13 protein-coding genes are annotated in these 13,480 nt (G+C 37.7%); 6 read left to right on the forward strand and 7 right to left on the reverse strand.

Annotated elements, in window-relative coordinates; translation table 11 throughout:
* Positions 1-31: 31 nt before the first annotated feature.
* The 6 genes from tnpC to AC5YCE_RS13235 form a co-directional block, all read right to left on the reverse strand.
* Entirely contained in the window at positions 32-1,636 is a 1,605-nt protein-coding gene (gene tnpC, locus AC5YCE_RS13210) for an IS66 family transposase (RefSeq protein ID WP_496171426.1), read from the reverse strand.
* A 74-nt stretch (positions 1,637-1,710) separates the two neighbouring features.
* Positions 1,711-2,046, reverse strand: coding sequence for an IS66 family insertion sequence element accessory protein TnpB (gene tnpB, locus AC5YCE_RS13215; RefSeq protein ID WP_496125721.1), 336 nt, complete (start codon positions 2,044-2,046; stop codon positions 1,711-1,713).
* A complete protein-coding gene (locus AC5YCE_RS13220) occupies positions 2,043-2,471 on the reverse strand; it encodes a transposase (protein ID WP_496125720.1) in 429 nt (142 codons plus the stop codon). The genes tnpB and AC5YCE_RS13220 overlap by 4 nt, the downstream gene beginning before the upstream one ends.
* A 32-nt stretch (positions 2,472-2,503) precedes the next feature.
* Positions 2,504-3,910, reverse strand: a complete 1,407-nt coding sequence (gene gmtY / locus AC5YCE_RS13225) for a gamma-mobile-trio recombinase GmtY (protein ID WP_496172347.1) — start codon at positions 3,908-3,910, stop codon at positions 2,504-2,506.
* 177 nt (positions 3,911-4,087) lie between these two features.
* Positions 4,088-4,279, reverse strand: a complete 192-nt coding sequence (locus AC5YCE_RS13230) for a DNA-binding protein (RefSeq protein WP_496172348.1) — start codon at positions 4,277-4,279, stop codon at positions 4,088-4,090.
* Between the two features lie 395 nt (positions 4,280-4,674).
* A complete protein-coding gene (locus tag AC5YCE_RS13235) occupies positions 4,675-4,905 on the reverse strand; it encodes a helix-turn-helix domain-containing protein (protein WP_496172349.1) in 231 nt (76 codons plus the stop codon).
* A gap of 61 nt (positions 4,906-4,966) precedes the next feature.
* Between AC5YCE_RS13235 and AC5YCE_RS13240 the strand changes: the two genes are divergently transcribed.
* The 3 genes from AC5YCE_RS13240 to AC5YCE_RS13250 are packed head-to-tail and all read left to right on the forward strand — an operon-like array spanning position 4,967 to position 6,488.
* The gene (locus AC5YCE_RS13240) at positions 4,967-5,458 is read left to right on the forward strand and encodes a hypothetical protein (protein ID WP_496172350.1); all 492 of its coding nucleotides are present in this window, start codon (positions 4,967-4,969) and stop codon (positions 5,456-5,458) included.
* Positions 5,459-5,493: 35 nt separating this feature from the next.
* The gene (locus AC5YCE_RS13245) at positions 5,494-6,015 is read left to right on the forward strand and encodes a hypothetical protein (protein WP_496172351.1); all 522 of its coding nucleotides are present in this window, start codon (positions 5,494-5,496) and stop codon (positions 6,013-6,015) included.
* Positions 6,016-6,044: 29 nt separating this feature from the next.
* A complete protein-coding gene (locus AC5YCE_RS13250) occupies positions 6,045-6,488 on the forward strand; it encodes a hypothetical protein (protein WP_496172352.1) in 444 nt (147 codons plus the stop codon).
* A gap of 64 nt (positions 6,489-6,552) precedes the next feature.
* Here the strand turns inward: AC5YCE_RS13250 and AC5YCE_RS13255 are convergent, their stop codons facing one another.
* Positions 6,553-7,179: a hypothetical protein gene (locus AC5YCE_RS13255; protein WP_496172353.1), complete on the reverse strand. Its 627-nt coding sequence runs from the start codon at positions 7,177-7,179 to the stop codon at positions 6,553-6,555.
* A gap of 170 nt (positions 7,180-7,349) precedes the next feature.
* Between AC5YCE_RS13255 and AC5YCE_RS13260 the strand changes: the two genes are divergently transcribed.
* Genes AC5YCE_RS13260 through AC5YCE_RS13270 form a run of 3 tightly spaced genes read left to right on the forward strand, consistent with a single transcriptional unit; the run spans position 7,350 to position 13,439 of the window.
* Positions 7,350-8,831, forward strand: coding sequence for a type I restriction-modification system subunit M (locus tag AC5YCE_RS13260; protein WP_496172354.1), 1,482 nt, complete (start codon positions 7,350-7,352; stop codon positions 8,829-8,831).
* Positions 8,828-9,967 carry a restriction endonuclease subunit S gene (locus AC5YCE_RS13265; RefSeq protein WP_496172355.1) on the forward strand — a complete coding sequence of 380 codons (1,140 nt, stop codon included), beginning with the start codon at positions 8,828-8,830 and terminating at the stop codon, positions 9,965-9,967. Before AC5YCE_RS13260 ends, AC5YCE_RS13265 begins: the two co-directional genes overlap by 4 nt.
* A 31-nt stretch (positions 9,968-9,998) precedes the next feature.
* Positions 9,999-13,439: a DEAD/DEAH box helicase family protein gene (locus AC5YCE_RS13270; RefSeq protein WP_496172356.1), complete on the forward strand. Its 3,441-nt coding sequence runs from the start codon at positions 9,999-10,001 to the stop codon at positions 13,437-13,439.
* Positions 13,440-13,480: the final 41 nt, after the last annotated feature.

A 13,480-nucleotide genomic window follows, 5' to 3' on the forward strand; every position in this document is an offset into this window, starting at 1 on the left:
GTAAACATCCGCTGAACCCCATTGCTATGTTTTAACGGGGTTCAGGTTTCCAGCGGTGTGGCAGTAATTCTTCTATTTGAGTCACTTTATGTGTCGGCAACCTTTTCAGCACATCACTTAAATAGGCATACGGATCCAGCCCATTCAGTTTTGCTGACTGGATTAAAGTCATGATATTTGCCGCTCGCTGACCACTGCGCAGCGAACCTGCAAATAACCAGTTCTTACGCCCCAAAGCCCAAGGCCGCATTTGATTCTCTGCCCAATTATTGCAAATAGGTAGATTGCCATCATCCAGATAACGGCTTAAGGCTTCCCAACGTTTTAGGCTGTAATTGATGGCTTTAGCAGTTGCAGAGCTTAAGGGTACTGCAAGTTGATGTTGTGTCAGCCATTCATACAGTTGCTGCATAACAGCTTGACTATACTGTTGCCGGTACTTATAGCGTTGTTCTGCTGTACCGTCGGTATTTTTTCTTATTTCAGCCTCTATCGCATAGAGCTTCTGAATCAAGAACAAAGCCTGTTCTGCAATCTGACTTTTTCCAGTCACATGCAACTCATGGAATTTACGACGTGCATGCGCCATGCAGCCCACCTCAATGACCTGACCTGATCTAAAGCGTGCTTTGTAGCCACTGTAATCATCACAGACCAGATGACCCTGCCAGCCTTTCAGGAACTCTTCAGCATGCTGACCTGAACGGCTATCCTGAAAGTCATAAATCACGGCTTGAATTGGATTATATTGAGTTGTTGCATAAGCCCAGACATAACCTTTCTTCGGTTTTTTATCTTTATCATCCATCCGCATGATGGTGACAGGTGTTTCATCTGCATGAATCACCGCTTGCTGTAGGATCACCTTCCTTAATGCATCGGTTAGGCCTTCTAACTCTACACCACAGCGACCTATCCAGTCAGATAAGGTTGATCTGGACAGATCAACACCTGCGCGTAGAAAGATTTGACGTTGACGGTACAGTGGTAAATGATCGGCATATTTAGACACCAGTACATGGCTAAGCAGTTCAGGTGCAGCGATTCCTTTCTCAATCACATAGGCCGGCATTGCTTGTTGGGTCAGTGTGTCACATTGATCACACACCCATTTGCCACGCACATGCTGTTCCTTATAGAACTGTGCCGGTCTGAAATTCAGTTTTTCACTGATATCTTCGCCAATACGACGCAAGGTGCAGCCACAAGCACATTGGGTTGATGCAGGTTCATGCTCAATACGGAGGGTTGGCAGGTGATCTGGCAGTGGTCGACGTTTAGGTTTGTTGACTGGGGCTTTCTGCGCAGCTGCATTGGTTTTATCTGCATTCAGCCGTTCCAGTTCCAGATCAACCGCAGCAATATCTTCTTCGACCGCTTCGTCCCATAGATGGATTTGTTTTGCGCTTAGATGTTCGTTTTTACTGCCGAATTTATGCTGTTTAAATAGCGCAAGCTCATGCTCGTATTTTTGATTAAGAATGGAAAGATGTTGATTCGTGACTTCAAGATGTTGAACTTTGGCATCTAATTGTTGTTTATCTTCTGCGAGTTGTTGATGCTGCAGCGCCAACTGCCGGGTAAATTCCAGCAGTTGTTCATGGGTCAGTTGGCTTAAATCAGGCAGCGTATTCATGACCGCAGTATGGCTGAGATCATGAATATGTGTAAATAAAACGTTTGGAGAATAGCAGAATGGATGAGCTTGGTTTAGAGCATATTCACCACCTGCTGTAAGCCGATTCTCTGCCAGGGCAGACCCTGAATTAACGCCTGTAACTGTTCCGGGCTGATCGCCACGGTTTCACCCTGGTGAACCTGAGCCCAGTGAAATTTGCCCTGTTCCAACCGCCGGGCACACAGCCAGATGCCCAGTCCATCATGCACCAGTACTTTCATGCGATGGCCACGTTTATTACAGAACAGGTAGGCGCAGTGTGGTTTGATATAGCCAAATGCTCTCAGCACCTGAGCCATGGCAGTATCCATACCTGCACGCATATCCATCGGCTGGGTAGCAAGCCAGATTTCATCGATACGGATCATTTGATCAAGCCCTGAATTAAAGGCAGTAATTCCTTTGCCGATTCCACCGGCCAGTCGATCTCGATCATCTGATCCCGTGCGGAACCTTGTTCCTTATGCAATGGAATCCTGATATGAGCGACAGCATTCTTCTCTGGCACAGGTGGCGGAGGTGCTTCTTGTCTGACTGGAGTCGGGTGAAGAATGATGGGAAGAAAGTCGGTCTGTGGACTGGATGGGCTTTTTAATGCAGGGGGCATTGATCTGGACTGGCGAATCCATTTATGCAGCAGATTGGCATTGATCTGATGTTGCATTGCAACCTTAGCTACTGACGTATCTGGCTGCTGGCAAAGCTCGACCAGGTACTGTTTAAACTCAGCTGCGAAGATTCTGCGGGTTCTTTCTGTCGTTTGTTCAGTGTCTATAAAAGTGTCTAAGGCCATAAACATAATGTCCATTTAATAAATAATGGACACTATCGGGATATTGAGCAAATAAGAAAAGTGGGGTTCAGCGGACGCTTACAATCAACGTTTTGATTTAAACTATCAAATGCATTTTTAAGGGATTTATTAACTTCTTGTGCCGTAGGTGTTGTATATATCAACTGAGACTCTAAAGAGGAGTGATGTAAACATTTTTTGATTACAAGTTGATCAACACCATATTTTCTTAATCTACGCCCATAAGCATGACGATGAGAATGTGGTGATAATCCACTATCTTTAGAGGGTACTAACCCAATTCGCTTTAAGCCTTTCGAATAGTTATAATTAAATGAATTTAATGTATATGCTTGACCTATATTTTTAGTATTAAAGTTTACAAAGGCGTATGGATGATTGCGTTCAATGCCGATGAGACATCGCACATAGTCTTGCCATAATCTTGCAAAAATCTCCCCGAAAATTGGAGGAAACCACTGCACAAATAAATATCCATCTTTAGAATCGACCAAGCGATTTTTCCATCCGACTCTTTTCTTAGAAACTAGTACATTTCTTGGGCTCAGTAAAAATTTTTCTCTGAGATATGCGGCACGAGTCGTTTGACCGTTGAGACCTTTCCAGTTGTTTGGTGCTTTCCCAAATTCAGGGTGATAAATATGCACGTAAACACTCTTAAAGTTTTTAGGGTCAATTAATACGTCTTCAATCCAAAGATGTAATGCTTCAGATTCTCTGAGTCCTCCACCATGCATTAAAATTAGAATTAATCTATCTCTAAGCACCACTCTAAAATCCTTAGCGGCACCAATACCATTAAAATAAAAATTTTTAAAATGTGAATCTGGGAACCCTATAGCATCTTGAAAATACGTTTTAAATGATTTTTTTCCTATTACACTTTTCACTTGATATAAAGTTGAATTTATATGCTTGTCTTTGATATGTCCTAGAAAATTATAATGATTTTTACGATACCAAGCTGCATAGTTTAAGCGCTGAGCTAAATTATCTGCATTTATTAAAGGATTATATCTCTCTACCCCATATACTTCGGCTAACCAATCGGTAAAGTGTGTTAATGCTAAAATATGAGAGCGTACAACAGCAGGACTCAATGGTAACCAATATAATTCAGAAGGGTCTAAACCATCATCTCCAATTGTCCCCGTGTAAAGTCGACTGGTAAAATTTTCAAATAGGACATGTGGATTATCAAAAATATTTTTATTAGCTGCCATGTAATCTAGTAATAACCGAGTAGCATTTATATATCTATTGATAGTTGAAAAACTTTTTCCAGATTTTTTTAGTTTCAACATAAAGTCAAATAACGGCTTTACAATTTGATTGTGCTCATCAATTAAAACTGGTAGCTCAATATTGATTCCAGAATTATCTACTACAACTTTTGCAATTACTTTTACTGTATTCAATGCTTTCTCTCTAATGTTAGAAAAAAGCAAAAAGCACCCTAAACATTGATAAAAGAATCAATGTCTTTTAGAATGATTTTGTCTTGGACCTGCAAGTTAAAGACAAATTCATAAAGGCTCATACAGCAATGTATGGGTCTTTGTGTTTTCTGCAATTAAATAAAAAATTAAAATGATTTAATCCATATCTTTTTGCTCTTTGATGCCTAATTTGACAGCGATATGATGGCTTTCACCTCGCTTGGGTATACGATTATTTTTAAGTATGCGATACACAAGATCAGGGGAAAAATTATTTTCTCTTGCCCATTCTGCATATGATTTTCCGATTTCAGAAAATTCTTTTTTTACTTGTTCAATTGATTTCATCTTCTTGATTAATTTCGTGACATTTTGTGGAAAAATATAAAGTAATTTTCAAAAAGTCAACTGTTACATTTTTTTAAATATTTGTTTTTATTGTATTTATACATAAAAAATCACTTTTGAGTAGTAAACAAATAACGAAATAGTATGAATAAATAACGAAATAGTATGAATAAATAACGAAATAGCATGAATAATGAACACTTTCTTATAGAAAAATGTGTCTTTTATTCGATTTGATTAAAAAAAATAAAATAGGTTACATAGATTTTTTGAGTTAATTTTGGAGTTTAAGTATAAGAATTTGATTTATATAATGAATTAATGCTTTTTTTGTTTAAAAATAAACCAGTATATTTTTTGATCTATTAAAAATGTTGAATTTTCAAGTAAAATAATTATTTTTTTACAATTTTGATAAAGTCATGTAACTCAATTTCAAGTTCATTGAGCCAATCATATAACTCAATAACATCAATTCTCCTGTCTAAATTTTCTACTTTTGCGATATATGATTGTGGCTTTTTTAAACGTGTAGCTAACTGTACCTGAGTAACCTTGCGTTCCTCACGTATCAATATTAGTGATTTGATTAAACCTATATATCTAGGGTCATGTATTGAGCTCATGACCACAGATGTTGTACTATGATTTAAAATATCCCAAAATAGGATATTTATTATTAAAGCTATGACAAAGGGTCAAATTTTAAAACGGATATTCATCTGTTTCCTTGAAGATAACTTTTTTGAAAACGCATCTATAGAAAATATATGGCACGCTTTTATTAAAAGTCATCCTAAAGGTCTAGATACGGAAGAAAATTTTAGTTTTTTGAAGAGATATTTTGAAGATACTTTGGCGAAGCATTTTGAAATGAATAGTTCATCTATACTGCCTCAATACACATCTGATTATCATCAATATCAGTTGAAAAAGTATTTATTGCCTGAAAAATATAAATCTTCATATGAGTTCTTATTCCAAAAAATTCAAGATCTAAAAAAAGAATATGCTTTGAACGAAATTGAAGCTAACTGTTTGAAAGAATGCATGAAAGAAATTCCAGAAATTGGATTTCAAATTCAGTGGTCTCTACATCAACGTGAGCAAATATGTTGTGAGATCGAATCTAAATTGAACGTGTATGAGGAGTTAATTAAAAGTTTTGATGGTTTGTAAGACATTATTTTTTAAATATTTAATCGAGAATAATCATGTTTCTAAAACATTATATGAATAAAATTATATTTGGCATATTTACTACAATTTTTGTTACCTCCATCTCACAAGCCTCTCCATTCGAAGAAGTTGATAAAAATGCGAGATGTTATTCAATTATTAATAATACGGCCAATAAACCTGAAAAATGTGAACTTCAATTTGCCCTTTTAAATGAAAATATTTCTTCAGCGAACGTAATATATAAAAAGCAAATTTTTAAAATATCTAGCCAAAGGATATGTGATGGCGAAGCAATTGATACATGCTATGTAGAAAATGAGACTCTAGAATTTGGTCGATCAGAAAAAACTGAACAGAATGAGTATTTAAAGCTCAAAGAAGAAGCTGGACATACCTATTTCAGAAATGAATTGCAGAAGAAAACGTTAGTAAAAGAATTGTTCAAACCCATCCAGGACAACTGGGCTACGTGTATGAAAAGTAAAACCTATGACATTTGTATTCAAAGCAAATATTCCATTGAAAAATTACCCTTACTTAGAAATGAGTTCTAATAACTCTAAAACTCATCAGGCCTAACACTATGAATATTTATAAAATTTCAATATTTTTACCTATTTCAGCTTTATGTGTAGCATGTGAATCCATGCCTCAGAATATGCAAGCGTTGGGTACAAATATCAATAAAGGTATTCAAAGCATTAATGAAGTACTTGCAACACCTAGCAGCAATACTACAGATACAGGTGTACAAACAAGCACACCAGAAAAAGCTGGTATGTTGACTAATGCTCAATGTCAAAATGCACAAGGGAAAACCAAAGCACAAATTGAAAGTATAGCAAAAGAAAAATTGACCGATGCTCGCGCCTACTCGTTATCTTCAATCGCTGTAACTTATAATTTTGAGATTAGCGATAAAGTTAGTCGCTATGGTATGGATTCTCGTTCTAAAGCTATTTGCTCTCTGACATTTGATGGCAATCAATCCTCGTCAAAAGTTTTACATTGGAGTGTCATCGGTTAAGTACTTTAGATGCATAGTTAAGTGGTGTAAATCTAATTTCACCACTTAACAACCTTAGAATTACTTAAGCTTTTTCTTGAATATCAAAAGTATCCTTTAATGATAAAGCTACACTGGCTTTACTTCCCCAATATGCGCAGATTGGAAGACAAATCAAAAAAAATGTCAGGATTATTAATCTCCATTGATCATAGGACTCTTTGCTAAAGTTACTATTTCTAATTGCTGTTTCTAACCAAACCAATTCAAAAATAATCGCACCACAATATGAAAGTGCAGCTATTACACAGATCCAAATATTTGTTTGTTCAATAAATTTAATCGTTGATTTTTTAAATCTATAGAACAGTTCAGCATTTTCGTTCTCTTTTTTTTGTTCAATAAAAGACCATGCAAAATTTAGGTCTCGGACTTTTTCTCTAAAATCCCATGTTTTCTTGAAGTTTCTAATGATGATGCTGTAATGAAATTTTCCAGTCCCTAAATATTGATTGGTTGCGTTCTGCAATTGCCAGTACTCTTTTGATGGAGTACTACTTATGTATTCATTATATTCGTCTGTTTCTACACGAATCTGTTTAAAGTCATTTTTTCTTAAATTTTCTCTAAAGTTTTTGGAAAATAACCATTTGCTAATAAAACTAACAATACTTAGACCTAAAATTGAAATTACTAAATTTGCCCAATCCATCTTTAACCTCCACTACAATGATTTATTCTTAAATCTAAACATAGAGGTTAAAAAACAACCATACAACATAGATGGTACAACGACACATCATGTCGTTATGCTTTAAGTGTTATAGCTTTTCCTCTTCAAATCCAACACAATATGCTCAAAGAAATTGGAGCGTCATTTACGTGATTACAGGCGAAATTAAAAGCAAAATTGACCAAATTTGGAATGCATTTTGGAGTGGTGGTATTTCCAATCCTCTTGAAGTCATGGAGCAAATGACTTATTTGCTGTTTATTCGCCGACTTGATGAAATTCAGATTACCAAAGAAAGGAAAGCCAACCGTTTAAAAAAAGAAGTTGAGCAACCGATTTTCAGTGAAGAGCAAGATCATCTTCGTTGGTCAAAGTTTATTACCTTGGGTGATTCTGCAACGCTGTATAACACGGTTGCCAATGAAGTTTTTCCTTTCATTAAAAACTTAGGTGCTGAAGACGAAACCACCTATAGTCATCACATGAAGGATGCTCGTTTTACCATTCATACGCCTGCGCTTTTAACCAAAGTGGTGGATTTGGTTGCAGATGTGCCAATGGATGATAAAGACACCAAGGGCGATATTTACGAATATATGCTCGGTAAAATTGCATCAGCAGGTCAAAACGGACAGTTCCGAACCCCTCGTCATATCATCAAGATGATTGTGGAGCTGATGCAGCCAAAACCAACGGATACCATTTGTGACCCTGCATGTGGCACAGCAGGCTTCCTTGTAGCGGCAAGTGAATACCTGAACGATCACTACAGCACTGAGATTTTTGCCAACCCTGAAGCAGCAAAACGTTTTAGCTCCGACACTTTCTTTGGTTATGACTTTGACAGCACCATGCTTCGTATCGGTTCAATGAACATGATGCTGCATGGTGTAGAAAACCCAAGTATTGAAAACCGTGATTCTTTAAGTGAAGCGCATTCACATATTGCTGAAAAATACAGCCTGATTCTTGCCAATCCGCCATTTGCAGGCAGTTTGGACAATGAAAGCTGTGCCAAAAATCTACAAGCGATTGTAAAAACGAAAAAGACTGAATTGCTGTTTTTAGCCTTGTTCTTACGGTTGTTAAAAACAGGTGGTCGTGCTGCGGTGATTGTGCCTGATGGTGTGTTATTTGGTTCATCGAAAGCCCATAAAGATTTGCGTCAAAAGATCGTAGAAGAGCAAAAGCTTGAAGCCATTATCTCGATGCCATCGGGTGTGTTTAAACCCTATGCAGGGGTTTCGACTGCAATTATGATTTTCACCAAAACTATGTCTGGCGGTACAGATAAAGTTTGGTTCTATGATATGCAGGCAGATGGTTATTCGCTGGATGATAAGCGTAATGAACTTGATGCATCTAAGCATGAAAATAACAACATCCCTGACATTATTGCTCGTTTTAAAAACCTAGAAGCGGAAAGCTCTCGTAAAGCGACTGAGCAAAGCTTTATGGTGGATAAAGCCGATATTGCTGCCAATGGTTATGACCTGTCGATTAACCGTTATAAGGAAGTGGTGTATGAGCAAGTGGAATATGAAGCACCAAGTCAAATTTTGGCGGATTTAGAAGCGCTTGAGCAGGATATTTTAAAAGGGATGGCTACGCTTAAGGAGATGCTTAAGTGAGTTTTGCAAAGGCTAAGATTTCTTCACTAAAGTTGGATATTAAAAATAAATATCAAGGGCAAGATGATAAAGTTTGGCTGTTAAACTTAGACCAAATTGAACAAAATACAGGGAAAATCATATTAAAGGAATATGTGAATCTCTCAGAGATTGGCAACTCAACTCATTACTTTACTAAGGGAACGGTACTTTATTCTAAATTACGACCATATCTAAATAAAGTTGTAATTGCTGATGAAGATGGTTTTGCTACAACGGAATTAGTGCCGATTAATTGTGATTTACTAAAAGTAAATCCTGAATATTTAGCTTATTTTTTAAGATCGGAAGTTTTTCTAACTTTTGCGACTAATGTTGTTGCGGGTGCAAAAATGCCTCGTATGGTTATGGGTGAGTTTTGGAATTATGAAATCCCACTCCCACCACTTGCAGAACAACGCCGAATTGCTGCTATTTTAGATCAAGCGGATGAGCTACGCCAAAAACGTCAGCAAGCAATTGAAAAGTTAGATCAACTTTTACAAGCCACCTTTATTGATATGTTTGGCGATCCTGTCAGTAATCCTAAAGGTTTCCCTATTCAGGATTTAGAATATATTGCTTTACAAGTTACTGATGGCACTCATCATACTCCAAAGAGAGAAACATCAGGAATACCGCTTTTATCTGCCCGAAATGTTCTAATGGGTAGAATCGATTTTGTTGGTGAAGAAGAATATCAACGACTAAGAAAAAGATGTGAGCCATTAAAAGGCGATATTTTAATATCTTGTTCTGGATCAATTGGTCGAGTTAGTACGGTAGACACTGATCGTCCCTTTGTTATGGTTCGAAGTGCTGCTTTAGTTAAATTAAATAAGAAGTTAGTCACTTCAAAATTTATCGAATATTTATTAAGAACACCGTATCTTCAATCACAGATGATCCGTAGTTCAAAATCTTCTAGTCAGGCTAACTTATTTCAAGAACCTATTAAAAGGTTAAAGATTTTTTTACCGCCGATTGATTTACAAGAAAATTTTGAGAAATCAATTGAAGTGTCGACTAAAGAGAAAGAAAAGTTACTACAATCAAGTGATAAATTAGAAACCTTATTTAGATCATTACAAAACCAAGCATTTAACGGCACTTTATAAAATTTAATTAAAAATATGAGGGAATATATACATGAGCAACTTCTCGTTTTTAGAACCTGAATTTAGAAGCTTGGCAGCTACGGCAAAAGAAGCCGAAAAGCTCACGTATATATCCCCACAATTTGCCCTTGCAGCAGCTCGTACATCACTTGAAAACCTAGTGTTATGGCTGTATCAATACGACAAAAAACTCACTCAGCCTTATGATGCGTCACTGCATAACTTACTCAACGACATTAAATTTAAAGATCTAATTCCGCCTTATATTTGGGACAAAATGGACAATATTCGCATGGTCGGCAACAGTGCTGTACATGGGAAAAAGTTCAAGCAACTCACTACTGAAGAAACCGTAAAACACATCAGCCACTTATTTTTAATGTATGTGTGGTTTGAGCGTAATTATGGCTTACCGTCTAAAGACCGTTCTCAACCGCATCTATTTAAAACTGAGCTGATTCCAAATGCAGACAACACCCAACAAATCACAGCCAACCAAGAACAACTACAGAAAGAAACCGAAGCCAAAGAAAAACAATTTGCAGAACAACACAAAGCACTACGTGAACTCGAACAACGCTTGTTTGAACAATCTGCAAACTTAGAAGAACGTGAAAAACTATTAGCCAACATAGATGCTGAACTTGCTCAAAAACGTGCTGATGTTGAACAAGCCAAAATTGCCAACAGCAAAATCGAAGACCATACCGACTATAAAGAAGACGAAACTCGAAAACTTAAAATTGACCTCATGCTAGAAGAAGCAGGTTGGGAAATTGGCACAACGGTGCGTGAAGAAGTTGCTGTTACAGGCATGCCAAGCTCATCGGGTAAAGGTGCTGTGGACTATGTGCTGTATGATGCCAATGGCTTACCTTTGGCTGTGGTTGAAGCCAAACGTACCTCGGTTGATCCTGATATTGGACAGCAGCAAGCCAAGCTCTATGCAGACTGCTTAGAGCAACAAACAGGTCAACGCCCTGTCATTTTCTATACCAATGGCTACAAAACCCGAATCTGGAATGATGTGCAAGGTGGCCCACCTCGCTTAGTCCATGGTTTTTATACCCAAGCAGAACTGAAACGTTTAATTGAAAGACGTAAGAATAACCCTGATTTAAGTAGCTTCCCGATCAATGCGGACATTGTCGAGCGTTACTACCAAACCCGTGCCATCAAAGCCATGCTTGCAGCTTACCAACGTAAAGAACGTGCGGGCTTACTGATTATGGCAACAGGTACAGGTAAAACACGTACTGCCATTGCTTTGGTCGATGTATTAATGAAAGCCAATGTGGTGCAAAAAGCCTTATTCCTTGCAGACCGTACTGCATTGGTCAATCAAGCACACAACGCCTTTAAAGCCAATTTAAAAGATGCCTCATTCGTCAATTTACTTGAAGATAAAAACCAAGTCGGTCGAGTCTATTTCTCTACCTATCAAACCATGATGGGCTTGATTGATGAAAAAAATGCCGATGGTACACGACAATTTGGCACAGGTATGTTTGACCTGATTATTATTGATGAAGCACACCGTAGCGTTTACCAAAAATTTGGCGAGATTTTTAAATACTTCGATAGCTTGCTTGTCGGTTTAACCGCAACCCCACGAGATGAAGTTGACCGTGATACATACGCACTCTTTGGTTTAGAAAGTGGTGTCCCAACCGATTACTATGATCTTGATCAAGCCATTGCCGATGGTTATCTCGTGCCACCCAAAGCCTATTCAGTTCCGCTTAAATTTATGCGTGAAGGTGTGAAATATGACGAACTCTCAGAAGAAGAAAAACAACATTGGGATAGTCTAAATTGGGGCGATGAAGATGCACCTGAAGAAGTCTCAGCCTCCAAGATCAATAAAGAGCTGTTTAATACAGGCACCATTGATTTAATGCTCAAGCATTTGATGGAACATGGCATTAAGACCGAAGGTGGTGATCGTCTTGGTAAAACCATTATCTTTGCGGTGAATCAAAAACATGCTCAGTTTATTGCAGATCGCTTTAATGACAACTATCCGCAATATGATGGTAAGTTTGCTCGTGTGATTACCCATGCCACCAAGTATCCACAAAGCTTGATTGATGACTTTAGTAAAAAGGATTTAGCTGAGCCACAAATCGCTATTTCAGTCGATATGCTCGATACAGGGATTGATGTGCCTGAAGTGGTCAATCTTGTGTTCTTTAAAGCAGTACGCTCTAAAGTGAAGTTTATGCAGATGATCGGGCGTGGTACACGACTCTGCAAAGAATTGTTTAGCCCTGAAGATGATAAAAAAGAATTCTTTATCTTCGATTATTGTTCAAACTTTGAATACTTCAATGAAAACCCAGAAGGTGCGCCTGTATCCACGGTAGAGCCACTCGGACAGCGTTTGTTTAAAGCTCGTTTAAATATCCTAAGTTTGCTGAATGCGAAAGACGATGCCACCGAAGAATTGAAAGCTGTACAGCAAGATATGCGTCAAAGTCTACAGACTGAAGTGAAGTCGATGAACAATGAGAACTTCATTGTGAAGTCTGAGCTTGAGCATGTAGAACACTTTAAGAATGACGATGCTTGGAACAACTTAGATGACCTTGCGATTGGTACATTACGAGAACATATCTCTAAACTGCCGAATCAGCTTGAGCCTGAAACTTTAGAAGCTAAGCTTTTCGATATGTTGTGCTACAACTTAGAACTTGCTGTATTGGAAAAGAATAATAAGGCAATAGAGAGCTATGCCAATCGAGTGATTGAAATCGCTTCAAAGCTTGAAAGCAAAGAAAATATCCCTGTGGTTGCTGAACAGATCGCTCTCATTCAAGACATTCAAACTTTAGAATATTGGAAAGGCATTACATTACCAATGCTTGAAGCGATGCGTAAAAGAGTTCGTGGTCTAGTTAAACTCATCGAAAAATCGACCTCGACCATTGTTTACTCCATGCTTGATGACGAAATTGGACAGATGGAAGCAGTCGATATTCCAGTCGTTTCAAGTGGCGTGAATCTTGCTCAATATCGTAAGCGTGTTGAAAGCTTTATTAAAGCCAATGAAAACCACATTACTATCGCAAAGTTAAAGCGTGGTTTGGCTCTGACACCGACTGATTTAAGTGAGCTTGAACGTTTCGTTTTTGAAGCTCAAGAAGTAGAAAGCCGAGATAAGTTTGAAGAGTGTTTTGGAACAGAAAAGTCGCTACCTCTTTTCATTCGCTCTTTGGTGGGCTTAGATCGTCAAGCGGTACAAGAAGCATTCTCAAAGTATTTACAAGGTTCAACGTATAACGAAAAACAGATTCGCTTTGTAGAAATGTTGATTGAGCATTTAACACAAAATGGCGTGTTAGAAGCAGCGCAGTTATATGAACCCCCTTTTAATCAGATCCACTATGAAGGGATTGATGGTGTGTTTAGTGATGGGGATGCTGACATCATCTTTGGGGTAGTTGAGGCATTTAATGAAGCGGTGGCTTAATAACATCAAGCAATTCAGTTGAAATATTCAAAGAAAGTCAC

This window comes from Acinetobacter sp. CY79 (genome assembly GCF_059515845.1).